The 23952-nt window shown below is 61.1% G+C and carries 25 protein-coding genes and 1 other RNA gene; 11 read left to right on the forward strand and 15 right to left on the reverse strand.

Annotated features, from left to right (window positions below; translation table 11 throughout):
• Nucleotides 1–271: 271 nt before the first annotated feature.
• A complete protein-coding gene (locus ACQRBV_RS10395; RefSeq protein WP_161550265.1) occupies nucleotides 272–1249 on the reverse strand; it encodes an NADPH:quinone oxidoreductase family protein in 978 nt (325 codons plus the stop codon).
• 150 nt (nucleotides 1250–1399) lie between these two features.
• Between ACQRBV_RS10395 and ACQRBV_RS10400 the strand changes: the two genes are divergently transcribed.
• A complete protein-coding gene (locus ACQRBV_RS10400) occupies nucleotides 1400–1807 on the forward strand; it encodes a flagellar basal body-associated protein FliL (RefSeq protein WP_060753572.1) in 408 nt (135 codons plus the stop codon).
• 90 nt (nucleotides 1808–1897) lie between these two features.
• Here the strand turns inward: ACQRBV_RS10400 and ACQRBV_RS10405 are convergent, their stop codons facing one another.
• The 4 genes from ACQRBV_RS10405 to ACQRBV_RS10420 form a co-directional block, all read right to left on the reverse strand.
• Nucleotides 1898–3016 carry an ABC transporter permease gene (locus ACQRBV_RS10405; protein WP_090368062.1) on the reverse strand — a complete coding sequence of 373 codons (1119 nt, stop codon included), beginning with the start codon at nucleotides 3014–3016 and terminating at the stop codon, nucleotides 1898–1900.
• The gene (gene rbbA, locus ACQRBV_RS10410) at nucleotides 3016–5733 is read right to left on the reverse strand and encodes a ribosome-associated ATPase/putative transporter RbbA (protein ID WP_411984937.1); all 2718 of its coding nucleotides are present in this window, start codon (nucleotides 5731–5733) and stop codon (nucleotides 3016–3018) included. Before rbbA ends, ACQRBV_RS10405 begins: the two co-directional genes overlap by 1 nt.
• Nucleotides 5730–6695 (reverse strand): HlyD family secretion protein, encoded by a 966-nt coding sequence (locus ACQRBV_RS10415; RefSeq protein WP_411984938.1) that lies wholly within the window; start codon nucleotides 6693–6695, stop codon nucleotides 5730–5732. Before ACQRBV_RS10415 ends, rbbA begins: the two co-directional genes overlap by 4 nt.
• 69 nt (nucleotides 6696–6764) lie before the next feature.
• Complete coding sequence (locus ACQRBV_RS10420) at nucleotides 6765–7214, reverse strand: EVE domain-containing protein (RefSeq protein ID WP_090368068.1); 450 nt, start codon at nucleotides 7212–7214, stop codon at nucleotides 6765–6767.
• Between the two features lie 195 nt (nucleotides 7215–7409).
• Between ACQRBV_RS10420 and ACQRBV_RS10425 the strand changes: the two genes are divergently transcribed.
• The gene (locus ACQRBV_RS10425) at nucleotides 7410–7553 is read left to right on the forward strand and encodes a hypothetical protein (RefSeq protein WP_090368070.1); all 144 of its coding nucleotides are present in this window, start codon (nucleotides 7410–7412) and stop codon (nucleotides 7551–7553) included.
• Nucleotides 7554–7562: 9 nt separating this feature from the next.
• Here ACQRBV_RS10425 and ACQRBV_RS10430 read toward each other — a convergent pair whose 3' ends face one another.
• From ACQRBV_RS10430 to ACQRBV_RS10445, 4 genes are all read right to left on the reverse strand, one after another.
• Complete coding sequence (locus ACQRBV_RS10430; protein ID WP_411984944.1) at nucleotides 7563–8192, reverse strand: 5-formyltetrahydrofolate cyclo-ligase; 630 nt, start codon at nucleotides 8190–8192, stop codon at nucleotides 7563–7565.
• A gap of 58 nt (nucleotides 8193–8250) precedes the next feature.
• Nucleotides 8251–8429, reverse strand: a non-coding RNA gene (gene ssrS, locus ACQRBV_RS10435) — 6S RNA.
• Nucleotides 8430–8459: 30 nt separating this feature from the next.
• Nucleotides 8460–8777, reverse strand: coding sequence for a cell division protein ZapA (locus ACQRBV_RS10440; RefSeq protein WP_003176812.1), 318 nt, complete (start codon nucleotides 8775–8777; stop codon nucleotides 8460–8462).
• Nucleotides 8774–8983 carry a TIGR02449 family protein gene (locus tag ACQRBV_RS10445; protein WP_003177365.1) on the reverse strand — a complete coding sequence of 70 codons (210 nt, stop codon included), beginning with the start codon at nucleotides 8981–8983 and terminating at the stop codon, nucleotides 8774–8776. Before ACQRBV_RS10445 ends, ACQRBV_RS10440 begins: the two co-directional genes overlap by 4 nt.
• Before the next feature lie 138 nt (nucleotides 8984–9121).
• Here ACQRBV_RS10445 and ACQRBV_RS10450 point away from each other — a divergent pair, with 138 nt between their 5' ends.
• The 8 genes from ACQRBV_RS10450 (at nucleotide 9122) to gcvH (ending at nucleotide 17969) form a co-directional block, all read left to right on the forward strand.
• On the forward strand, nucleotides 9122–9679 hold the full coding sequence (locus ACQRBV_RS10450) for a YecA family protein (protein ID WP_060753566.1): 558 nt from the start codon (nucleotides 9122–9124) through the stop codon (nucleotides 9677–9679).
• A 20-nt stretch (nucleotides 9680–9699) separates the two neighbouring features.
• Complete coding sequence (gene pepP / locus ACQRBV_RS10455) at nucleotides 9700–11022, forward strand: Xaa-Pro aminopeptidase (protein ID WP_104994976.1); 1323 nt, start codon at nucleotides 9700–9702, stop codon at nucleotides 11020–11022.
• Nucleotides 11019–12206, forward strand: coding sequence for a 2-octaprenyl-6-methoxyphenyl hydroxylase (gene ubiH / locus ACQRBV_RS10460; protein WP_060753564.1), 1188 nt, complete (start codon nucleotides 11019–11021; stop codon nucleotides 12204–12206). The genes pepP and ubiH overlap by 4 nt, the downstream gene beginning before the upstream one ends.
• A gap of 61 nt (nucleotides 12207–12267) precedes the next feature.
• Entirely contained in the window at nucleotides 12268–13485 is a 1218-nt protein-coding gene (locus tag ACQRBV_RS10465; protein WP_411984945.1) for a 2-octaprenyl-3-methyl-6-methoxy-1,4-benzoquinol hydroxylase, read from the forward strand.
• Nucleotides 13486–13580: 95 nt separating this feature from the next.
• The gene (locus ACQRBV_RS10470; protein WP_411984939.1) at nucleotides 13581–14585 is read left to right on the forward strand and encodes an extracellular solute-binding protein; all 1005 of its coding nucleotides are present in this window, start codon (nucleotides 13581–13583) and stop codon (nucleotides 14583–14585) included.
• Nucleotides 14586–14675: 90 nt separating this feature from the next.
• Complete coding sequence (locus tag ACQRBV_RS10475; protein ID WP_060753561.1) at nucleotides 14676–16292, forward strand: ABC transporter permease; 1617 nt, start codon at nucleotides 14676–14678, stop codon at nucleotides 16290–16292.
• A gap of 157 nt (nucleotides 16293–16449) precedes the next feature.
• On the forward strand, nucleotides 16450–17532 hold the full coding sequence (gene gcvT / locus ACQRBV_RS10480) for a glycine cleavage system aminomethyltransferase GcvT (protein WP_411984940.1): 1083 nt from the start codon (nucleotides 16450–16452) through the stop codon (nucleotides 17530–17532).
• 53 nt (nucleotides 17533–17585) lie between these two features.
• A complete protein-coding gene (gene gcvH / locus ACQRBV_RS10485) occupies nucleotides 17586–17969 on the forward strand; it encodes a glycine cleavage system protein GcvH (protein WP_060753559.1) in 384 nt (127 codons plus the stop codon).
• A gap of 42 nt (nucleotides 17970–18011) precedes the next feature.
• Here gcvH and ACQRBV_RS10490 read toward each other — a convergent pair whose 3' ends face one another.
• The 6 genes from ACQRBV_RS10490 to ACQRBV_RS10515 form a co-directional block, all read right to left on the reverse strand.
• The gene (locus ACQRBV_RS10490; RefSeq protein ID WP_060753558.1) at nucleotides 18012–19151 is read right to left on the reverse strand and encodes a DegT/DnrJ/EryC1/StrS family aminotransferase; all 1140 of its coding nucleotides are present in this window, start codon (nucleotides 19149–19151) and stop codon (nucleotides 18012–18014) included.
• Nucleotides 19152–19314: 163 nt separating this feature from the next.
• The gene (locus ACQRBV_RS10495; protein WP_060753557.1) at nucleotides 19315–19629 is read right to left on the reverse strand and encodes a DUF2388 domain-containing protein; all 315 of its coding nucleotides are present in this window, start codon (nucleotides 19627–19629) and stop codon (nucleotides 19315–19317) included.
• 69 nt (nucleotides 19630–19698) lie between these two features.
• Nucleotides 19699–20145, reverse strand: coding sequence for an NfeD family protein (locus ACQRBV_RS10500; protein ID WP_060753556.1), 447 nt, complete (start codon nucleotides 20143–20145; stop codon nucleotides 19699–19701).
• Nucleotides 20146–20155: 10 nt separating this feature from the next.
• Nucleotides 20156–21076: an SPFH domain-containing protein gene (locus ACQRBV_RS10505; protein ID WP_060753555.1), complete on the reverse strand. Its 921-nt coding sequence runs from the start codon at nucleotides 21074–21076 to the stop codon at nucleotides 20156–20158.
• Between the two features lie 77 nt (nucleotides 21077–21153).
• A complete protein-coding gene (locus ACQRBV_RS10510; RefSeq protein WP_411984941.1) occupies nucleotides 21154–22842 on the reverse strand; it encodes a GspE/PulE family protein in 1689 nt (562 codons plus the stop codon).
• A gap of 84 nt (nucleotides 22843–22926) precedes the next feature.
• Nucleotides 22927–23265, reverse strand: coding sequence for a hypothetical protein (locus ACQRBV_RS10515; protein WP_060753553.1), 339 nt, complete (start codon nucleotides 23263–23265; stop codon nucleotides 22927–22929).
• A 127-nt stretch (nucleotides 23266–23392) separates the two neighbouring features.
• Between ACQRBV_RS10515 and ACQRBV_RS10520 the strand changes: the two genes are divergently transcribed.
• Complete coding sequence (locus ACQRBV_RS10520) at nucleotides 23393–23863, forward strand: Lrp/AsnC family transcriptional regulator (RefSeq protein ID WP_060753552.1); 471 nt, start codon at nucleotides 23393–23395, stop codon at nucleotides 23861–23863.
• Nucleotides 23864–23952: the final 89 nt, after the last annotated feature.

The raw sequence follows: 23952 nt of genomic DNA on the forward strand, positions 1-23952 counted from the left end.
TGACTGCGGATGCGAATGTTACAGTTTCGTTACCGAAAATAGCATCGCCTCTGATCTGCAAACACAGGAAAACGGAGCGATTGCATGTTCTCTTACGAACATGTCGCAAATAGACAAGCGTGGGTCGTAATCTGCTTCTTAGAAATAATGCAGATCAAAATGTGGGAGGGGGCTTGCCCCCGATAACGGTGGGTCAGTCAATAAATACAGTGACTGACACCCTGCTATCGGGAGCAAGCCCCCTCCCACATTTGCCCGCATTTCAAGTTGATTAGCGGGTTTGGACGACCACTTTGCCCACTGCCTTGCGCTGCCCCAAGTCATTGATCGCCTGAGCCGCTTGCTCCAGCGGGTACACCTGCGACACCAACGGCTTCAACTTGCCCTCGCCATGCCAGGTGAACAATTGCTGGAAGTTCGCCGCATTGTCCTGTGGCTGGCGCTGGGCGAACGAGCCCCAGAACACCCCGACCACGGCCGCGCCCTTGAGCAGGGCCAGGTTCACCGGTAGTTCGGGAATGCGCCCACTGGCAAAACCCACCACCAGCAGGCGGCCGTTCCAGGCAATCGAGCGAATGGCCTGATCAAACAGATCGCCGCCCACCGGGTCGTAAATCACATCGACGCCGTTACCGTTGGTCAGGCGTTTGATTTCTTCCTTGAGGCTCGCCTCGCTGTAGTTGATCAACTCATCGGCGCCGGCGGCCTTGGCCACGGCCAGTTTTTCGGCGCTGCTGGCGGCGGCGATCACGCGGGCGCCCATGGCCTTGCCGATCTCCACGGCCGCCAGGCCCACGCCACCGGAGGCACCGAGCACCAGCAGGGTTTCACCGGGTTGCAGGTGGGCGCGTTGTTTCAGCGCGTGCATCGAGGTGCCGTAGGTCATGCTGAATGCGGCGGCGGTGTTGAAATCCATACTCGGTGGAATCGGCAGCACGTTATAGCCCGGCACAGCGACCTGCTCGGCAAAGCTGCCCCAGCCCGTCAGCGCCATGACCCGGTCACCGACTTTCAAGTGGCTGACGTTTTCACCGACCGCACTGATGACGCCTGCCGCTTCGCCACCCGGCGAGAATGGGAAGGGCGGCTTGAACTGATATTTACCCTCGATGATCAAGGTGTCCGGAAAGTTCACCCCGGCAGCGTGCACGTCCAGCAGGACTTCGTTCTTCTTGAGCGCCGGGCTCTCGATCTCTTCCAGCACCAGGGTTTCGGCGGGGCCGAAGGCTTTGCACAGCACAGCTTTCATCGGACTATTCCTTTTGGCGTCGTGGCCGATAAGTGTAGGAGGGTACGCCGGTGGGTCAACGAGCATGCCCGGGCCTGATAAGCCGCCATAAGCTTGTGCTCAGCCTTGCTAGCGTTATGCTACCGGGCAACCGAATGTGAGGATTGAACTGTGAAAGCGTGGATTCTGTTGATGCTGGCCCTGACCTTGCCGATGGCGGCCCAGGCCGAAGAAGCCAAAGAAGGCGAGGCGCCGAAGGTCAGCTATATCAGCCTGACGCCGCCGTTCGTGGGCAACTACGGCCTGGACGGTACGGCGAAACTCAAGGTGTACAAGGCCGACATCGCGCTGCGTGTGACCGGGCCTGAAGCCGCTGCTGCGGTCAAAGCCAACGATGCATTGATTCGTAACCAATTGGTGGCGCTGTTCACCCAGCAGACCAACGAGGCCATGAGCACGGTCGAAGGCAAAGAGAAACTGCGCCAGGAAGCCTTGAAGCAGACCCAGCAAGTCATGAATGACGAAACCGGTAAGCCGATGGTGGAAGACCTGTTGTTCAACAACCTGATCATCCAGTAAGTCGCTGCGCGACTATCGGGAGCAAGCCCCCTCCCACATTTGCTCGGGTGTGGGAGGGGGCTTGCCCGCGATGACGGCGGTACAGGCGCCTCAGGAAGCCAGGCTTTTACGAAACCTGGCCAACGCCACCGCAAAGAACACCAGCCCGATTCCCGCCAGTGCCAACAGGTCCGGCCACACCACGCTCACGCCGGCATCCCTGAACAGGATCGCCGCACTGAGGCTCACAAAGTGCGTTGACGGCGAGCCCTGCATCACCCACTGCAACCATTCGGGCATGCTGTCCAGCGGCGTGCTGCCACCGGAGAGCAGCAGCATCGGGATGATCACCGGGATCGCCAGCAAGCCGAACTGAGGCGTCGAGCGGGCGAGGGTGGCGAGGAAAATCCCCAGGGCGGTGCTGGCAAACAGGTACAGCGCCGTGACCAGCAGGAACAGGCTCAGGGAACCGGCCAGCGGCACGCCGAGCAGGCCCTTGACCACCCATTCCACGGACAGCCAGGTACACAGCACCACCACCAGCATGTTGCTCCAGATTTTCGCCAGCATGATTTCCAGAGCGGTCAGTGGCAGCACCAGCAAATGGTCGAGGGTGCCGTGTTCACGCTCACGCAGCAGCGCGGTGCCGGTCAATACGATGGCGAGGATGGTGATGTTGTTGACGATCTGGATCACCGCCAGGAACCAGCCACCCTCCAGGTTGGTGTTGAATAATGCGCGCGTGGTCAGCTGCGCCGGTGCCTTGCCGGCGGCATTGGCCTGGTCGCTGTAGCGCTGCAGTTCACGCTGGAAAATCCTGCCGATATAGCCTGCGCCCATGAATGCCTGGCTCATCGCCGTGGCGTCGACGTTCACTTGGATGTCCGGTTGGCGACCCGCCAACAGGTCCGACTGGAAGTTGGCCGGCACATTGATCACGAAGGTATACGCGCCGCTATCCATGACCTTGTCCAACTGATCGTAGGCCAACGGCACAGGCGGCTGAAACTCGGGCGGCTGCAACGCTTCGGCCATCTGCCGCGAGAGCGCGCTGTGGTCCTCATCGACAATGGCCACGCTGGCGTTATGCACACCGATCACCGAACCGGCGGCGGGCATGTAGATGGCCACCGTGAAGGCGTAGAACAGAAACAACAGCAACACGCTGTCGTGGCGCAGGCTGGTCAGTTCCTTGATCCCCAGGCGCAGGATATGCGCGAACCTGTGCATCAGGCCTCCTGCTTCTTGAGCATGATCAGGCTCAACCCGGTGAACCCGACGAAAAACCCGAACAGCGCCAGGCATTGCGGCCACAACTGGCGCAGGTCCAGGGCCTTGGTGAAGGTGCCTACGGCGATGTCCAGGAAGTGTCCCGCCGGGAACAGCGCGCCCATCAACGCGGCCGCGCCTTCCAGGGACGAACGCGGCACGATCAGCCCGGAAAACTGGATGGTCGGCAGGCTGGTGATAATCATGGTGCCGAGGATCGCTGCGATCTGGGTGCGGGTGAATGCAGAAATCAGCAGACCCATGCTGGTGGTGGCCAGCACATACAATAGACCGCCGAATGCCAGGGCCACACCGCTGCCCTTGAAGGGCACGCCGAACAACCAACGGTTCATCGCCACCAGCAGCGCCAGGTTGACCAGGCTGACGGCCAGGTACGGTGCCTGCTTGCCCAGCAGGAACTCCAGGCGCGTCAGGGGCGTGGCATAGAAGTTGGTGATCGAGCCCAGTTCTTTCTCGCGCACAATGCCCAGGGCCGTGAGCATGGCTGGGATAAACGCCAGAATCAGTGCCATTACTCCCGGGCCGATGGCATTGACGCTGACCACGTCCTGGTTGTAGCGAAAGCGCGTTTCCAGCTTGGCCGCGACCTGGTTGCCACGAGGCAGGCTGCTCAGTTCGGCCAACTGTTGGAGATTGCCCAGGTGCACCGCCTCTACATAGTTGCGGCTGGTTTCCGCACGAAACGGCATGCCGCCGTCGAGCCAGGCGGCCACCGTGGGCTGACGCCCGGCATAGAGGTCGCGGCCAAAACCGGGTGGGATCTCCAGGGCCAGTTTGATTTGCGAGCGTTGCAGGCGCCGGTGCAGTTCGTTGGCGTCGTGAATCGGCGCTTGTTCGGCGAAGTAGCGCGAGCTGCGAAAGGCTTCCAGGTAGGCGCGACTTTGTGGGCTCTGATCCTGGTCATAGACGGCGAAGGCGAGGTTTTCCACGTCCAGGGAAATGCCGTAGCCGAAGATCACCATCATGAACATCGCCCCGAGCAGGGCGAAGGCCATGCGCACTTTGTCGCGCAGCAACTCCTTGCCTTCGCGGCTGGCCACGGCCAACAGCCGGGCCAGGCTGAAACCGCGCTTGCTGACGGGCGGCGCGCCGGCTTCGCTGACGGTGGCGCTGGGCGCAGTGGGTTCCGGCCCACCTTGGGCCTGCTCCAGGCAGGTGACGAAGGCCGCTTCGAGGGTGTCGCCGTGGAACTGCTGTTGCAGTGCCTGCGGTGTGTCACAGGCCAGCACTTTACCCGCGTGCATCAGGGAAATACGGTCGCAGCGCTGGGCTTCGTTCATGAAGTGGGTGGACAGGAAGATCGTCACGCCCTGCTCCCGGGACAGCTCGATCAGCAGCCGCCAGAAGTCATCCCGGGCGGCCGGGTCGACGCCCGAGGTCGGTTCATCGAGGATCAGCACTTCAGGGCGATGCAGCACCGCCACGGCCAGCGACAAGCGCTGGCGCAGGCCGAGGGGTAATTCGCCGGAAGGTTGCTCGGCCACCTCCCCCAGGTCGAAGCGCTGGATCAGTTCATCAATGCGTGGGCCGCTGTCGGCCTTGGGCAAGTCGAACAATTGCGCATGAAGCACCAGGTTTTGCCGCACGCTGAGTTCGCCGTACAGCGAAAAGCTTTGCGACATGAACCCCACGCGCTTGCGGGTCGCCAGGTCCTTGGCGTTCACCGGGTTGCCCAGCAGCGTCGCGCTGCCTTCGGTGGCCGGCATCAGCCCGGTGAGCACTTTCATGGTGGTGGTCTTGCCGCAGCCGTTGGAGCCGAGGAAGCCGAAAATCTCGCCACGACCGATGGCGAAACTGACTTTATCGACGGCAGTGAAGTCGCCGAAGCGCAGGGTCAGGTCGTGGGCTTCGATGGCGATGGCGGCGTTGTCGCCTGCACGCGATGGAATCACCAGGGGCTGGTTGTCGCGGGCGCTGTCACCCTGGAAGTGAGTGAACGCATCGTCCAGTTTGCCGCTGGGCGTGGCGGCGGCCAGCTCGCGGCTCAGGCCGTCCGCAATCAGCTTGCCGCGATCAAGCATCAGGCAGTGTTCGAACTGCTCGGCTTCCTCCATGTAGGCCGTGGCCACCAGCAGTGTCAGCTGTGGGCGTTGGCTACGTACGGTTTCAACCAGTTCCCAGAAGCGTCGGCGTGACAGTGGGTCGACGCCCGTCGTGGGTTCATCGAGGATCAACACGTCCGGGTCATGGATCAGCGCGCAGCACAGGCCGAGCTTTTGCTTCATGCCGCCGGAGAGTTTACCGGCGGGGCGCTCGGCGAAGCGTGCGAGGTCGGTGGCCAGCAGCAGGTTGTGCATGCGCTGTTCGCAATCGGCTTGCGACAGGCCGAACAGCGTGGCGAAGAAGCGGATGTTTTCGTTGATGGACAGCTCGGGGTACAGGTTGCCGCCCAAGCCCTGGGGCATGAAGGCGATGCTCGGGTACAGGCTGTTACGGTGGCGGCGGTCTTCGATGGAGCCGCCGAGTACTTCCAGTTGGCCTTCCTGGAGTTTTTTGACTCCGGCGATCAACCCCAGCAGGCTCGATTTGCCGGCACCATCCGGGCCGATCAACCCGCAGCGGGTGCCGGAGGGCAGGCTGAAGGCGATGTTGACCAGTGCCGGTTGCTTGCCGTAGCGGTGGTTGATCCCCGTGGCATGCAGCGCCAGGCCGGTCATTGCAGATTGGCCGGCCAGGCGATGTCAGCGGTGCGCACATAGCCGGCACCGGGCATGCCTGGTTTGGCTTGGGGCACGGCACTGGGTTGGGTCAGGCGCAATTTGACGCGAAACACCAGCTTCTGGCGTTCGTCACGGGTTTCCACCTCTTTGGGGGTGAACTGGGATTTGGCGGCAACAAAGCTGATGGTTGCCGGCAGCGGTTGCAGAGGGAGGGCGTCGAGCACGATGCGTGCGTCGCTGCCGACGGTCAGGCGCCCGGTGACGGAGGCGGGCAGGTACAGGTTCATGTACTGATCATTCGGATCGATCAGCAACAACACGCGTCCACCCGCGCCAAGCACTTCGCCGGGTTCGGCCAGGCGGAGTTGAATAATCCCGTCGATGGGCGCGCGCAGGCTGCTGTCGTCAATCTCGCTGGTGAGCTGGGCGACTTGGGCCTCGGCGGCGCCGATGGCGGCCTTCACCGAGTTGACCTGGGCTTGTGCGGCAATCACGGCAGCATTGCCGGTGTTTTGGCGCGCCTGCTGCTGGTCGATCAACTGGCTGCTGGCGAAGCCCCGCTTGTACAGCTCCTGGGTACGCTTGAGTTCCTGGTTGGCCAGCAGTTGCTCGCTTTGGCGCAATTGCACGTTGGCCTCGGCGGCCGCGAAGTTTTCCTTGGCGCGCAGTACTTCGGCTTCGGCCTGGGCGCGCTGGGCTTCAAGGGTGCGGGTGTCCATGCGCGCCAGGAGTTGGCCTTTGAGCACTTTGTCGCCTTCATCCACCCGCACTTCGGCCAGGCGTCCGGGGATCTTGGCGGCGATCTGCACTTCGGTGGATTCCAGGCGACCGTTGCCCATGCTCATGCCGGCGGGCAAGCGGTCCTGGGTGGAGCGCCAGTAACCGAAGCCACCGGCACCGATCAGCAGGGCTATCAGTGCGATGGCAAACAGGCGCGACAGAGTGTGGTTCGTTGACATGGCTGCATCCTGCGGCATTAACGTCCTAGTGTGACCGGTGTGCCCTGGCGAGGACTTGATGCCGGTCAGTTAAAGCAGATTGATCACGGCGGCCCATTGCTCAGGCGTGACGGCCATCACTGAAAGCCGGCTGCCTTTTTGCACCAATGGCAGTTCGGCAAGAGCCGCTTGCTGTTTCAGGTAGCCGAGGCTCAGTACTTTGGGAAAGGTTTTCACGTGAGCGACGTTGATGGCGCTCCACGGATTTTTTTCCGCGCTGGCCTTGGCGTCGAAATAGTGGCTTTCAGGTTCCAGTGCCGTCGGGTCTGGATACGCCGCTTCGATGATTTTGCCGATGCCGGCAATGCCCGGCTCGGGGCAACTGGAGTGGTAGAAGAAAAACTCATCGCCCACGGCCATGGCTCGTAGGAAGTTTCGCGCCTGATAGTTGCGCACCCCGTCCCAGCGGGCTTCGCCGAGCTTTTCCAGGCCGTTGATGGAGAGTTCATCGGGCTCGGATTTCATCAGCCAATAGGCCATTTTTAGGCTCCTGAAAAAGGCATTGGGCAAGTTGTCAGGCAATTCCATGACAAACCGACAGTCGGTTGGCGTCAAGGTTTGCGTGTTGGTTCACGTTATCGCAGAATGCCGCCTTTTAAAGCTTGACGCAGCTGCAACGGACTACTTTGGAACGTTGTTGTCATCGTGTACGAGGTGCCTGAAGGGGGGCAATCGATGCAACGTAAACCGGATTTACTATGGATTTTGGTTATTTTGTTTGGTCTGGGCGTCGTGACCACGGGATATGCCCAGAGCCTGTGGTCGAACAAGACCGATGCGCCGATTGAATTGGCTCAGCAGCAACCGTTCAAGCGTTAATCCTTCCTTTCAAGGCGTCGCTGTTTGCAGCGGCGCTTGCGCGACATACCACTGCCTATCGGTGACGGTGCCCGCCAGCGGCACATCCCAGCTTGCCTGCGCCAGGCGATCGACTTTCTGACATTCGTGGGCCAGCCCCAACAGCGTCGGCTTGCGCCAGCTCTGACGGCGCGACAGGTAAGCCAGGCTGCGATCATAAAACCCACCGCCCATGCCCAGGCGCCCGCCCACATCATCGAACCCCACCAGCGGTAACAGCACCAGATCCAGCGCCCAGACCTGAAGTTGGCGGTTGGCATTCACTTGCGGTTCAAGAATGCGAAAGCGATTAGGCGACAACTTATCCCCAGGTCGCACACGCTGGAACACCATTTTGGTCCGTGGCCAGGCGCTGAGTACCGGTAGATAGGTGGCCTTGCCCCTACGCTGAGCGGCGCGCAAGAGCAAGCGCGGATCGATTTCGCCGTCTGTCGGTAGATACAAGGAGATATGCCTGGCCCGGCGAAACAGCGGATGCTGTGCCAGTTGCCGATACAAGCCATGGGCGGCCTTGCGCTGCTCGCTCGGCGATAGTTCGCGGCGGGCCTTGCGCAACATGCGTCGAAGTTGCGGACGGGAAAGCGGCGCAGGTTCGGTCATGGTTTTTCGGCTCATAAAACAATGCCAGTCCTGAGACTGGCATTGAGTTTGGGAATTCAGGCTCCCCGACAGAGCCGCTGTCGACTTAGCCCTTGAACCCGAAAGTTCAAGGTGGAAGAAGCAGTAGGCTTTAAGGCTTTCCGTCTAGCGGACATGCACACCAGCCCAACGTGCAACTTCCAGGGTAGTGCGAATCGGCTCAGGGACATCGCCGACTGGCAAACACGCCAGGGAGTGGGGCGAGTATACCTTAAACCGAGGCGTCAATCAGCCCTTGGGTGCGTCCGAATCGCTGGAAAGCACCAGATCAACGCGTTCCAGCAGGTCACGCACCTGCTCACGCGTCGACCCGCTGGCCTGTACGTCAGGCCGTTCCTGCTTATGCAGCAAGTCGTGGGTAATATTCAGTGCGGCCATCACCGCGATACGGTCGGCACCGATCACTTTGCCGCTGCTGCGGATCTCACGCATCTTGCCATCCAGGTAACGGGCGGCGCTCACCAGGTTATTGCGCTCTTCCTGGGGGCAAATGATCGAATATTCTTTATCGAGGATCTGCACGGTTACGCTATTGCTTGAACTCATGAGTCTTGCTCCAGGGCCTTCAGGCGCGAAATCATCGATTCGACCTTACGCCGGGCGATTTCGTTTTTTTCAATGAGGTGAGCGCGTTCCTCGCGCCAGGTCTTTTCCTGAGCTAATAGGAGTCCGTTTTGACTCTTAAGTTGCTCGACCCGATCAATTAGCAGTTCGAGTCTGGCCATCAGCGCTTGCAGGTCGGTGTCTTCCATTGGGTTCCACTGGATTTGTCTGATGAATGGCAACTTCAGGATAAACGATCTGACGCCCTCGATAGTCTTGGTACGTCTGCCGGTGCTAGGATACAGCGCTTCATTCTAGACATTGCGCCGTCTGGCGCCTAGCTCACCATGCCTATTCAGAACTCCCCGTATGATGCTTTTTCCAAACTGCTGAGCACCAGCGGTCATCCTTGCTCGCCTGCCGAACTGCACGGTGTGCTCGTGGGCCGCAGCTGCACAGGTGTCGGCTTTGACGCGGACAATTGGCTGGCCGATGTGGCCGAGCTGCTGGAGAAAGAGCCAGAAGATAACGTGCGCAACGCGCTGATCGGCCTGCAGGAAATGGTCAAGGGCGAGCTGACGGGAGACGATGTCACCGTGGTGCTGCTGCTGCCGACCGACGACGCGCCACTCACCGAGCGCGCTGCAGCGCTGGGCCAATGGTGCCAAGGCTTCCTCCACGGTTTTGGCGTCAACGCCGCCGGCCTGGAGTTGAGCACCGACGCCAAGGAAGTGCTGCAGGACCTGGCAGCCATCTCCCAGGTGCAAGACGCCCTGGAAGAGTCCGAAGACGGTGAAAGCGACTATATGGAAGTGATGGAATACCTGCGCGTCGCTCCGCTGCTGCTGTTCACCGAGACCCGCAAGTCCGCTGAGCCGGCTGCCCCCAAGCCTTCGCTGCATTAAGAAAGGACGCCCATCTGCCCATGATTCATATCCCCAGAGCGGAATACACCCGGCGCCGCAAGGCGCTGATGGCGCAGATGGAACCCAACAGCATCGCGATCCTGCCGGCCGCCGCCGTGGCGATCCGCAACCGTGATGTCGAGCACGTATACCGCCAGGACAGCGACTTCCAGTACCTGAGCGGCTTCCCCGAGCCTGAAGCGGTGATCGTGCTGATGCCCGGTCGCCTGCACGGCGAGTACGTGCTGTTCTGCCGCGAGCGCAATGCCGAACGCGAATTGTGGGACGGCCTGCGCGCCGGCACCGAAGGCGCAGTGCGTGATTTTGGCGCCGACGACGCCTTTCCCATCACCGATATCGACGACATCCTGCCCGGCCTGATCGAAGGCCGCGACCGGGTGTATTCGGCCATGGGCAGCAACGCCGAGTTCGACCGGCACCTGATGGAGTGGATCAACGTGATCCGCTCCAAAGCGCACCTGGGCGCGCAGCCGCCGAACGAATTTGTTGCCCTGGATCATCTGCTCCACGACATGCGCCTGTATAAATCGGCGGCAGAAGTGAAGGTGATGCGTGAGGCTGCACGTATCTCCTGTGCGGCCCACGTGAAGGCGATGCAGGCCAGTCGCGCCGGCTTGTATGAGTTCAGCCTGGAAGCCGAGCTGGATTACGAGTTCCGCAAGGGCGGTGCCAAGATGCCGGCCTATGGCTCCATCGTCGCCGCCGGGCGCAACAGCTGCATCCTGCATTACCAGCGCAATGACGCACTGCTCAAGGACGGTGACCTGGTGCTGATCGACGCCGGTTGCGAAATCGACTGCTATGCCAGTGACATCACCCGCACCTGGCCGGTCAACGGCAAGTTTTCGCCCGAGCAAAAGGCGATCTACGAAATTGTGCTGGCCTCCCAGGAAGCCGCCTTTGCCGAGATCGCGCCGAACAAGCATTGGAATCAGGCCCATGAGGCGACGGTGCGCGTCATCACTACGGGGCTGGTGGACCTGGGGTTGTTACAGGGCGATGTCGATGAACTGATCGCCAGCGAGGCCTACCGCGCGTTCTACATGCATCGCGCCGGCCATTGGCTGGGCATGGATGTGCACGATGTGGGCGAATACAGGGTGGGCGGTGAATGGCGTGTGCTGGAAGTCGGCATGGCATTGACCGTGGAGCCGGGGATTTATATCGCGCCGGACAACCAGAACGTGGCAAAGAAGTGGCGTGGCATTGGCGTACGCATCGAGGACGACGTGGTAGTGACCAAGCAAGGCTGTGAAATCCTGACCGGCGGCGTGCCCAAGACCGTCGCTGACATCGAAGCGTTGATGGCGGCTGCCCGATGAGCCGCGTCAACCTGGCGATTATCGGTGGCGGCCTGGTAGGTGCCAGCCTGGCGCTGGCCCTGCAGGCCGGGGCCAAGGCACGGGGCTGGAAGATCGTGCTGATCGAGCCGTTCGCCCCCGGTGACACTTACCAACCCAGCTATGACGCGCGTTCATCGGCGCTGTCGTTTGGTGCCCGGCAGATTTATCAGCGCCTGGGCCTGTGGCAGCAAATCTCCCGTCGCGCCGAGCCGATCAAGCAGATTCATGTGTCGGACCGTGGCCGTTTCTCCACCGCGCGGTTGTCCGCGTTGGAGGAGGGCGTGCCTGCCCTGGGTTACGTGGTGGAAAACGCCTGGCTCGGCCAATGCCTGTGGCAAGGTCTGGACAAAGACGTGATCAGCTGGCGCTGCCCGGCGGAAGTGACCCGCCTGGAGCCGCTGCCCGACGGCTATCGCCTGACGCTCAACGATGAGACCGTGCTGGAATGCGACCTGGCGGTGCTGGCCGACGGTGGTCGCTCCGGTTTGCGCGAGCAACTGGGCATCGGGGTCAAAACCCGCCCCTACAACCAGAGCGCCTTGATCGCCAACATCACGCCGAGCGAAGCTCACAACGGCGAGGCTTTCGAACGCTTCACCGATGAAGGCCCGATGGCCCTGCTGCCGTTGCCGGACAACCGTTGCGCACTGGTCTGGACGCGGCTTGGCATGGACGCCCAGCGCTTGGCCAACCTCGACGAGCGCAGTTTCCTGAGCGAGCTGCAGGGCGTGTTCGGCTATCGCCTGGGCACCCTCAAGCAAGTCGGCGCCCGTCACCTGTACCCGTTGACGTTGGTGGAGGCCGAAGAACAGGTACGTTCGCACCTGGTCATCCTCGGTAATGCCGCCCACAGCCTGCACCCGATCGCCGGGCAAGGGTTCAACCTGTCCCTGCGCGATGCCAGTGCCCTGGCCGAGGCGTTGTTGGCCGGGCCGGCGATACCGGGTGACCTGGCGACCCTGCAGCGCTATCGCGAGCGCCAGCGCCTGGACCAGAACCTGACCGTGGGCTTCTCCGACCAGGTCACGCGTTTGTTTGGCAGCGCACAACCGGTAGTGGCCTTGGGCCGCAACCTCGGGCTGCTGGGGCTGGATCTACTGCCACCGGCCAAACGCTGGTTCGCCCGCCAGGCCATGGGGCTGGGCACGCGTCCCGATGTTTGAACCGGCTCACTTCTTTATTCGCGGCCTGTGCCGCACACGAGACAAGGCTTAAAGCATGGACATGCGCGCAGATGTGCTGATTGTCGGGGCCGGAATGGTCGGAAGCGCGCTCGCGCTGGCGTTGCAGGGCAGTGGCCTGCAGGTGCTGTTGCTCGACGGCAGCCCGCTGAGTGTCAAGCCGTTCGACCTTGAGGCGGCCTTCGAGCCTCGCGTGAGCGCCTTGTCGGCCGCCAGCCAGCGCATTCTCGAGCGACTTGGCGTGTGGGAAGGCATCGTCGAACGGCGTGCCAGTCCCTACGGCGAGATGCAGGTGTGGGATGGCAGCGGTACGGGGCAGATCCACTTTTCGGCGGCCAGCGTGCACGCTGACGTACTGGGGCATATCGTCGAGAACCGCGTGGTTCAGGATGCCTTGCTCGACCGGCTGCATGACTGCGACCTGGGCCTGTTGGCCAATGCGCGCCTGGAACAGATGCGCCGCTCCGGCGATGACTGGCTGCTGACCCTGGCCGACGGCCGCACGTTGCGTGCGCCACTGGTGATCGCCGCCGATGGCGCCAACTCTGCCGTGCGCCGCCTGACCGGCACGCCGACCCGTGAATGGGATTACCTGCATAACGCCATCGTCACCAGCGTGCGCAGCAGCCAATCGCATCAGCGCACGGCGTGGCAGCGATTTACCGATACCGGGCCGCTGGCGTTCCTGCCCTTGGTGCGTGATGGGCAGGAGGATTGGTGTTCGATCGTCTGGTCGACTACACCGGCTGAGTCTGAACGCCTGATGGCGCTGGATGATGAAGGCTTCTGCCGTGAGCTGGAGCGTGCCTTTGAAGGGCGTCTCGGCACGGTGGTCAGCGCCGACCCACGGGTCTGCGTGCCGTTGCGCCAGCGTCATGCCAAGCGCTACGTGGCCGAAGGCCTGGCATTGATCGGCGACGCGGCCCATGTGATCCACCCGCTGGCGGGGCAGGGCGTGAACCTGGGCTTTCTCGATGCAGCGGTGCTGGCCGAAGTGTTGTTGTCGGCCGCCGAGCGTGGTGAGCGTCTGGCGGACGTGAAGGTACTCAGTCGTTACGAGCGTCGGCGTATGCCGCATAACCTGGCGCTGATGGCGGCGATGGAAGGGTTTGAGCGGTTGTTCCAGACCGACCAGTTGCCGTTGCGCTGGCTGCGTAATGCAGGCTTGAAAATGGTCGATCAGATGCCTGAGGCCAAGGCGGTGTTTGTGCGCCAGGCTTTGGGATTGAGCGGAGATCTGCCGGAGCTGGCCAGGCCCTGAGGCCGATGTGCAACATCTGGTAACGCCTCCGCTGAGCGCTACCAAATGTGAGTCCTTATCATTTGCCCTCTTTTTGCAAATGAGAGACCGCACCCATGTCGGCACCCAAGCGCCTCCTGACTGCCCTGGCACTCACCCTCATCGGCAGTACCACCGTGCAGGCCGCCGACGAAGTCGTGGTCTACTCCTCGCGCATCGACGAGCTGATCAAGCCGGTGTTCGACGCCTACACCCAGAAGACCGGTGTGCAGGTGAAGTTCATCACCGACAAGGAAGCTCCGTTGATGCAGCGCATCAAGGCCGAAGGTGAAAATGCCACCGCCGACCTGCTGCTCACCGTCGATGCCGGCAACCTCTGGCAGGCTGAGCAAATGGGCATCCTGCAACCGTTCACTTCCCCGGTGATCGATAAGAACATTCCCCTGCAATACCGCTCGTCCAAGCACACCTGGACCGGCTTGAGCCTGCGCGCGCGGACCATCGCCTATTCCACCGACCGGGTAAAACCGGGTGACCTCACCACCTACGAAGCCCTGGCCGACAAGCAGTGGGAAGGCCGCCTGTGCCTGCGCACGGCGAAGAAGGTCTATAACCAGTCGCTGACCGCCACGTTGATCGAAACCCATGGCGCGGCCAAGACCGAAGAAATCGTCAAGGGCTGGGTCAACAACCTGTCCACCGACGTGTTCTCCGATGACATTGCCGTGCTCGAAGCCATCAACGCCGGGCAGTGCGACGTGGGTATCGTCAACACCTACTACTACGGCCGCCTGCATAAACAGAACCCGAACCTGGCGGTGAAACTGTTCTGGCCGAACCAGGGCGACCGTGGCGTGCATGTGAACTTGTCGGGCATCGGCCTGACCCAGCATGCACCCCACCCGGAAGCGGCCAAGGCGCTGGTGGAATGGATGACCACGCCCGAGGCTCAGCAGATCTTTGCGGATGTGAACCAGGAATTCCCAGCCAACCCGGCGGTGCCACCTTCGACCGAAGTGGCGACCTGGGGCAAATTCGTGGCGGACACCCTGCCGGTTGAAGTGGCGGGCAAGCGTCAGGCCGAGGCCATTCGGTTGATGGATCGCGCCGGCTGGAACTGAACGGCACCGCAGTTGCAAATGTGAGAGGGGGTGCCCCCTCCCACATCGAACTGCGGTGATGGCATGCAATTTATTGACTGAGCACTGATTTTGGCCCACCCCGCCCAACGCCGCTGGTACCTGCCGGTCTTCACCGTAGCGGCGCTGGTGCTGCTACCGCTGAGCGTGCTGCTGTTGTCCTGGCAAAGCATCGACCCGCAGATCTGGTCCCACCTCTGGGAAACCCAGATGCCACGCCTGCTGGGCAATACCTTGACCTTGGTGCTGGGCGTGGGTGTTGGCGTGACGCTGCTGGGTGTCAGCCTGGCGTGGTTGACCAGCCTGTGTGAATTCCCCGGACGCCGCTGGCTCGACTGGGCGCTGATGCTGCCCTTTGCGATTCCCGCCTACGTGCTGGCCTTTGTGTTTGTCGGCCTGCTGGACTTCGCAGGCCCGCTGCAAACGCTGTTGCGTGGGTGGTTCGGCGCGGGCTTGCGCCTGCCACGGGTGCGTTCCACCAGCGGTGTGGTTATCGTGCTGGTGCTGGTGTTCTACCCGTATGTCTACCTGCTGGCGCGCACCGCGTTTCTCGCCCAAGGCAAAGGCTTGATGGAGGCCGCGCGCGTGTTGGGGCAGTCGCCGTGGCAAGCGTTCTGGCGCGTGGCGTTGCCCATGGCCAGGCCGGCGATTGGCGCCGGCGTCGCCTTGGCCCTGATGGAGACCCTGGCGGATTTTGGCGCGGTATCGGTGTTCAATTTCGACACCTTCACCACCGCGATCTACAAGACCTGGTATGGATTTTTCAGCCTGTCCAGCGCGGCACAGCTTGCCAGCTTGTTGTTGCTGGTCGTCATGTTGGTGCTCTACGGCGAACGGCGCGCCCGTGGCGCGAGTCGACCGAGCAACGAGCGGCCGCGGGGCAAGGCGCTGTATCAACTGCACGGGTTCAAGGCCCTGGCGGCCAGCGGCTGGTGCATGCTGGTGTTCGCCTGCGCGTTTGTGATTCCGATGCTGCAACTGATTGCCTGGTTCTGGCAGCGAGGCCGGTTCGACCTGGATGAGCGCTACGCCGGGCTGATTGTTCACACGCTCTACCTGGGGGGTATTGCGGCGCTGATAACGGTCAGCGTGGCGTTGATCCTGGCCTTCGCCAACCGTCTGGCACCGACACGAACGATTCGCTCCGGCATCAGCCTGGCCAATGTCGGTTATGCCTTGCCGGGCTCGGTACTGGCGGTGTCGATCATGCTCGCGTTCAGTTATCTAGACCGTGAGCTGGTGGTGCCGCTGTCAGGCTGGTTGGGTGGCGCGGGCAAGCCGCTGTTGCTGGGTAGTTTGTCGGCGTTGGTGTTGGCGTATCTGGTGCGGTTCCTGGCGGTGGCCTACGGGCCGTTGGAAAGCAGCCTGGCGCGAATACGCCCATCGTTGCCGGAAGCGTCACGCAGTCTCGGCGTCGGTGGCCCGCGACTGTTTTTCAAAGTGTATCTGCCGTTATTGCTGCCCGGGGCGTTGAGCGCAGCACTGCTGGTGTTCGTGGATGTCCTCAAGGAAATGCCCGCTACCTTGCTGATGCGCCCGTTCGGCTGGGATACCTTGGCGGTGCGCATCTTTGAAATGACCAGCGAGGGCGAATGGGCACGGGCCTCCTTGCCGGCGCTGACGCTGGTACTGGTTGGCCTTTTGCCGGTAATTGGGCTGATCCGCAGGTCTGCGAGGCAAATCGGTTAGGTGTCAGTACTACGGCTTGCGGCTACAATGCGCGGCATTCGGTGCGCTTCGTCTTTCGGAGCGGGTCGCTGGACGTGGCTGCGGGCCTTGTAATTCAAGGCGTTCAGGCGCGAATAGCTGCTCCGCGCACCTTCGCCAAGCCCGGAAGGAGAAACCCATGGGACAGCGTACGCCTCTGTATGACCTGCATCTCGCCCTCGGCGCGAAAATGGTCGATTTTGGCGGTTGGGATATGCCTCTGCATTACGGTTCGCAAGTTGAAGAACACCATCAGGTGCGACGCAACTGCGGGGTGTTCGATGTATCCCATATGACCGTGATCGATGTCACAGGCCGTCAGGCCAAGGAGTGGCTTCAGTATTTACTGGCCAATGATGTGGATCGCTTGCACGGCTGCGGCCGTGCGTTGTACAGCGCCATGCTCAACGAACAGGGCGGGGTGGTCGACGACATGATCGTCTACCGCACCGAAACCGGTTACCGGCTGGTGGTCAATGCCGCCACCCGCGACCAGGACATGGCCTGGATGCAGGCGCAGTTGGGGCATTTTTCGGTGCAACTGCAAGAGCGGTCCGAGTTGGCCATGCTGGCTATCCAAGGCCCGCATGCCCGGCAGAAAATCGCCGAACTGGTGACCCAGTCCCGCAGCAACCTGATCCACCAGCTCAAGCCTTTTGAGGGCCAGGCCGACGGCGACTGGTTTATTGCCCGCACGGGTTATACCGGTGAAGACGGCCTGGAGATTGTCCTGCCTGCCGATCAGGCTCCGGGCTTTTTCAACGACCTGGTCGGCGCCGGCATTTCACCCATCGGTCTTGGCGCCCGCGATACGTTGCGCCTGGAAGCCGGTATGAACCTGTATGGCCAGGATATTCACCAGGACGTTTCACCGCTCGCGGCCAATATGGCGTGGAGCATTGCCTGGGAGCCTGTCGAGCGCAATTTCATCGGCCGTGCGGCACTGGAGGCGGAAAAAGCCTCAGGTGTGCAGTTCAAACTGGTCGGGCTGGTGCTGGAGGAGCGCGGGGTTTTGCGCGCTCATCAAGTGGTTCGTATCGCCAATGTTGGCGAAGGAGAGATCACCAGTGGTAGTTTCTCTCCTACGCTGAGTAAATCCATTGCCTTGGCGCGTGTACCGACGGCCACCGCCGATCGGGCCGAAGTGGAAATCCGCGGCAAGTGGTACCCGGTTCGAGTGGTCAAGCCGACCTTCGTGCGCCATGGCAAAACCTTGATCTAACCTATTTCCGGCAGGCCGAAGGCCGCTGACATTTCTTCTTGAGGACACAGACTATGAGCGATATCCCTGCCGAACTGCGTTTTGCCGAAAGCCACGAATGGGCCCGTCTGGAAGCTGACGGCACGGTGACCGTCGGGATCTCCGACCATGCTCAGGAAGCGCTGGGTGATGTGGTGTTCGTTGAGCTGACGGAAGTCGGCAACGTGTTTGCCGCAGAGGCCCAGGCGGGGGTGGTCGAGTCGGTGAAAGCGGCTTCGGATATCTACTCGCCGATTGCTGGCGAAGTGATTGCTGTCAACGAAGAGCTGAGTGCCAGCCCTGAATTGCTGAACTCCGATCCTTACGGCGCGTGGATCTTCAAGCTCAAGCCAAGCAACCCGGCTGATCTGGAAAAACTGCTGGATGCCGCCGGCTACAAGGCCGCCATCGGCGAGTGATGCTGCCGCTGGAGCCGGGCAACCCGGCTCCAGCGACGCTTTTCAGCGCTGCAATACCGCTTTTACAGCAGCTACAGACCGCTCGACATCCGCCTCTGTCATCGCCGTGAACATCGGCAACGACACGATCAAACGTCCAACACGCTCGGCTACCGGGAACATGCCTTCCTTGAACCCCTGTGCCCGATACAGGCTCAGCAGGTGGATCGGCGGGTAGTGGTAGCCAATGCCGACGCCGTGGGCCTGCATCTGCTCCATGAATGTCGCACGTGCCGGCAGGCCGTCCTGGCGCTCAGGCAGCACGAGTTGGAACAGGTGCCAGTTGCTGTTTTCGAAATCCGCGGGTGGCAGTTGTGCACCGTATTTCTCTTCAAAATCGCTGCCGAAGCATTTGAAGTAGTGTCGTGCCAGGTTCTGGCGATGGGCGGTGATCTTCTCGATATGAGCGAACTGCCCCAGGCCAATGGCGGCGGCGATGTCGGTCATGTTGAACTTGCCGCCCAGCACGTCGACGTCCAGGCCATCGAAACCTGTACGCGTCACGCCCTGCAGGCGATATTTTTCTGCCAGGCGCGCTTCCTCGGCGTTGTTCAACACCAGGCAACCGCCTTCAGAAGAAGTGATGTTCTTGTTGGCCTGGAAGCTGAACGACACGAAGTCACCGGTAGCGCCGATACGTTCGCCGTCCCAGCTGGAACCCAACGCCTGAGCGGCGTCTTCGATGATGCGCAGGTTGTACTTGTTGGCCAGCGCATAAAGCATTGGCATGTCCAGGGGCAGGCCCGCCAGGAACACCGGGATGATCGCCTTGGTGCGCGGGGTAATTGCGGCTTCTACCTGAGCCAGGTCGATATTGCGGGTGACCGGGTCGATATCGGCGAACACCGGCTTGGCGCCCACTTCCAGGATCACGTTGGCTGTGGCGACCCAGGAGATCGGAGTGGTGATGACTTCATCGCCAGCACCGATACCGGCGATGCGCAAGGCGATCTCCATGGTGCAGGTGCCCGAGTTGAAAGTGCGCACCGGGCGGCCACCAAAGTATTCCGATAGCTGAGCTTCGAATGCCTGCACCTTCGGCCCGCTGGTAATCCAGCCGGAGCGCAGTACATCGCCGACTGCCGCGATGGTGGCTTCATCAATGGTAGGTTTGGAGAACGGCAGAAAAGGCTGTTGGCTCATGACGAAGAAGGCATCCGTTTCAGGTAAACGATGAATAATAGACGTATCAATACCGCATGGTTGCACGGTTTGACTGAATATAGGCTGTCACACGTGAATGAATCGTCATGGTACGGGCAAAAAAATGCCGCTTCATAAAGCGGCATTTTTTCAGCGAGTGCTATTACTCGGTAACGGCGTTTTTCGCCAGGATGGCGTTAGCCAGTTCCATGTCGGTGGCCTTCAGGCCAGGGTTGTCGGCGCGGACTTTCTGCATGGCGGCTTCCAGGTACGGCCCGCGAATACCACCATCGCTGGCAACGAAGCTGCCGGCGTCGTCTTGCGCGGCAACGACCATCTTGTGGTCCTTGAAGGTCAGGTAGGTCGAGCCGGTGGTAGCACCCGATGAGATGACGTTACGCCAGAAGCTGTCGGCCATGGCTGAGCCGACAGGAAGAGAAAGCACGGCAAGGGTTGCGACAGCATATTTAAGACGCATGATGGGTGACTCCGGGTGGGTTATCTGAACGATTTGATTGTAGTTAACCCAACCGAGTTCCATCACTGACTAAACAGTTTCGACTTGCAAAACTGCCCCGTTCTGCGCGGTAACGCGTACTTGAGCGCCTACGGCGCTGTCCGGCCCGGTCACCATCCACACCCCATCGCCGACTTTTATCTTGCCCCGGCCATCGACGATGGCCTGGTGCACCACAAATGTGCGACCGATCAACTCCGAACCACGCATGTTCAGCCCCGGCTGATCGCTGACCTTGGCGCTGCTGCGCTGGCGTTTCCACCAGTACACCGCTGTCAGGATCGACAACACGGCGAACAGCAGCAGTTGCCATTCCAGCCCGAGCGGCGGGATCAGGAACTTGATCACGCCCACGGCCGCCGCCGCGATGCCCATCCACAGCAGGTAACCACCGGCGCCGAAGACCTCGAGGATCAACAACACCGTGCCCAGTGCCAGCCAATCCCAGAACGACAGATGCTGCAGGAAATCCCACATGACGAGTGCCTCAGCCTTTCTTGTTGTCGAAGGTGGCCTTGACGATTTCGCCGATGCCACCGACGGCGCCGATCACTTGGCTGGCCTCCAGCGGCATCAGGATCACCTTGCTGTTGTTGGCCGAAGCCAGCTTGCCCAGCGCATCGATGTATTTTTGCGCGACGAAGTAGTTCACCGCCTGCACGTCGCCCGATGCGATAGCCTGCGAAACCACCTGGGTCGCACGGGCTTCCGCTTCGGCCTGACGCTCACGGGCTTCGGATTCCAGGAACGCCGCCTGACGGCTACCCTCGGCCTCAAGGATCTGCGCCTGCTTCTTGCCTTCGGCAGTCAGGATCGCCGATGCCCGCAGGCCCTCGGCCTCCAGGATTTGCGCACGCTTGATCCGCTCGGCCTTCATCTGGCCCGACATGGCGGCCATCAGGTCGGCAGGTGGGCTGATGTCCTTGATCTCGATGCGGGTGATCTTGATGCCCCAGGGTGCCGTCGCTTCATCGACGGTGCGCAGCAGTTTTTCGTTGATGCCGTCACGCTGGCTCAACATGGCATCCAGCTCCATGGAGCCGAGCACGGTACGAATATTGGTTTGCAGCAGGTTGCGGATGGCGTGTTCGAGGTTGTTGACCTCGTAGGCCGCCTGGGCGGTGTTGACCACCTGGAAGAAGCACACGGCGTCGATCTGCACGGTGGCGTTGTCGGCGGTGATCACTTCCTGAGGGGGAATATCCAGCACGCTTTCCATCACGTTGATCTTGCGACCGATGCGGTCCATGACCGGGATGATGATGTTGAGGCCGGGTTTGAGGGTGTTGGTGTAGCGGCCGAAACGCTCGACTGTCCACTGGTAGCCCTGGGGCACCACTTTAAAACCCATGAACAGGATGGCGGCGGCCAACCCCACGAACAAAAGCAGTACGGTTCCGATCTGCATGGCGATTCCCTATCTGAAGGTGTCAGTAAAACGATGTTCGACCGATTGTAACGGTCTGGTCACGGATAAGGACGGTTTCACGGCTGCACAATCAAAGGATTTGTTTCTGAATCCCCAGGCGTGACCCGTAACACTTCCGCCAATGTGGTCAGGCCGGCATTCACTTTCTCCAGGCCGGCCATGCGCAGGCTGCACATGCCTCGCTCGACAGCCGCCCGGCGCAACGCCTGCACGTCGGCCCCGGGCGTGATCAATCCCTTGAGCGGTTCGTCCATCAGCATGATTTCGTAGAGCCCGGCTCGGCCTCGATATCCGCTGTCGCGACACTCCACGCATCCGACCGCCTCGTGGGCAGTTTCCGGTGCATTTACTCTTTGCTTGCAGTGAGGGCACAAGAGGCGCACCAAACGCTGCGCCATCACTCCTATCAGCGTAGCTTTGATCAAATAATGAGCAATGCCCAGTTCCTGCAGGCGGCTGATGGCGCTGGGGGCATCGTTGGTGTGCAGGGTCGACAGCACCAGGTGCCCGGTGAGCGCGGCCTGGATCGCCATTTCTGCGGTTTCCTGGTCGCGAATTTCGCCGATCATGATGATATCCGGGTCCTGACGCAGCAGTGCGCGTATGCCGCTGGCGAAGGTCAGGCCGATGTTGTGCTGCACCTGCATCTGGTTGAAGGCGGGTTCGACCATCTCGATCGGGTCCTCGACCGTGCACAGGTTGACCTCGCGGGTCGCCAGTTGCTTGAGCGTGGCGTAAAGCGTGCTGGTCTTGCCCGAGCCGGTAGGGCCGGTGACCAGAATGATGCCGTTGGCTTGGCCGGTCATCGCGTGCCAGCGCTGCTGATCTGCGGGCGACAAGCCCAATTGATCAAAATCCTTGAGCAATACCTGCGGGTCGAAAATCCGCATCACCAGCTTTTCGCCAAAGGCCGTCGGCAAGGTGGAAAGGCGCAGTTCCACTTCCGCGCCCGTCGGGCTCTTGGTTTTGACCCGACCGTCCTGGGGTTTGCGTTTTTCTGCCACATTCATCCGGCCCAGGCTTTTCAAGCGGCTGACCACCGCCATGGTGACCTGCGGCGGGAACTGGTAGACGTCGTGCAATAACCCGTCGATGCGAAAACGCACACGGCTCTGGTCGCGGCAGGGTTCGATATGGATATCGCTGGCCCGTTGGGCAAAGGCGTACTGCAGCAGCCAGTCGACGATGTTGACGATATGCGCATCGTTGGCATCCGGCTCCTCGTCGCCGGCACTCAGGTTGAGCAGCTCGAAGTTACCGGGCGCCGCCGCCTTCTGATCTGCGCCGCTGACCGACCTGGCCAGCCGGTAGAACTCGGCGATGCAGCGCTGAATATCCTGGGGGTTGGCGACTACGCGTTTGATCGAGCGCTTGAGTACTTGCGCCAACCCGGCCTCCCAACCGGTGATATAGGGCTGTGCGCTGGCGACGGTGACGGTCTGCGCGTCGACGGCCACCGCGAGTATGGTGTGGCGTTGTGCGAAGGCGTGGGACATCAATGGCACGACCGCCGCCACGTCGATCTTCAGCGGGTCGATACGCCAATAGGGCTGCCCGGTGTGGCGGGCCAGCCATTGGGTCAGGGTTTCCAGGCAGGGGCCATGGGCAGCGATACATTCAAGGGGGTGCTGGGTGTTGTCGGCTGGTACCCTCGCCAAGCGCTGCGCCACGTCGGATGTGATCAGCCCGGCGTCGATCAATGCCGGCAGCATCGGGTGAAGTTCCAATCGTTGATCGACGGGCATGGTGGATTTTCCTGGGGGCAGTGGAGGTCAACCCCAGGCTAGCCAGCCCCTGAACATCCTTCTGCCCGCGTGTATTTCATGCCTTTACTGAGCGGCCGCCAATCGCGCTGGAGGCTGCGCAGAATCAGCCGGCCATAGGTCCAGCGAGCACACGCTGATCAGGTTTCGAATCTTTTCGCCGATCACTTGGGCACGGTGCCAGCTCAAACCATCCATCACGATATCGAGGCTCAACAGGTCGTCCTCGCGGTTCAGGTGTACCTGCCGTGGCGTCAGGCATTGCAAAGCGAAATAGTTGAGCACACGGCACAGCACATCGGGCTCAGCCTCGGCAATGATGCGGTAATGCGCCTGGCAATGGGCGCTGTTGACGGCCCAGGCATCGACGCGGGCGGCAGGTTGGGTGGCTTCGACGGCGTGCATGGGAAATCTCCAAATCAGGTTGGAGAAATTTTTACATTCGTCAGCGGAGATTTCTTATCTAAAATGAGCATAAATAGCTATTAATTGAATGGATCAATTCAATCCATTCTTCAAAATGAGTATTTTTATGCACAGTGAATTGGACGCGTACGACCGCCGTATCCTGGCCTTGTTGCAAGAGGATGCTTCGTTGTCCAGTGCGCAGATCGCCGAGCAGGTGGGCCTGTCGCAGTCACCTTGCTGGCGGCGTATTCAACGGCTTAAAGAAGAGGGGGTGATTCGTGGTCAGGTCACCTTGCTGGATCGCAAGAAGATCGGCCTCAACACGCAGATCTTTGCCGAGGTCAAACTCAACGCCCACGGTCGTTCCAACTTCACCGAGTTCACCGAGGCGATTCGCGGGTTTTCGGAAGTGTTGGAGTGTTATGTGCTGATGGGGGCGGTGGATTTCCTGCTGCGCATCGTGACGTCGGATATCGAGGCGTATGAGCGGTTTTTCTTCGAGAAACTCTCAATGGTGCCGGGTATTCAGGAGGTCAATTCGATTGTGGCGTTGTCGGAGATCAAATCCACCACCAGCCTGCCAGTGTTGCGCTGACAAGGCGCACCTCATCGGGAGCAAGCCCCTTTCCACATTTTGATGTGTGAATACATGCCAATGTGGAAGCGGGCTTGCTCGCGAAAGCG

Source organism: Pseudomonas sp. R11F (assembly GCF_050312575.1).
GTDB classification, from domain to species: domain Bacteria; phylum Pseudomonadota; class Gammaproteobacteria; order Pseudomonadales; family Pseudomonadaceae; genus Aquipseudomonas; species Aquipseudomonas palleroniana.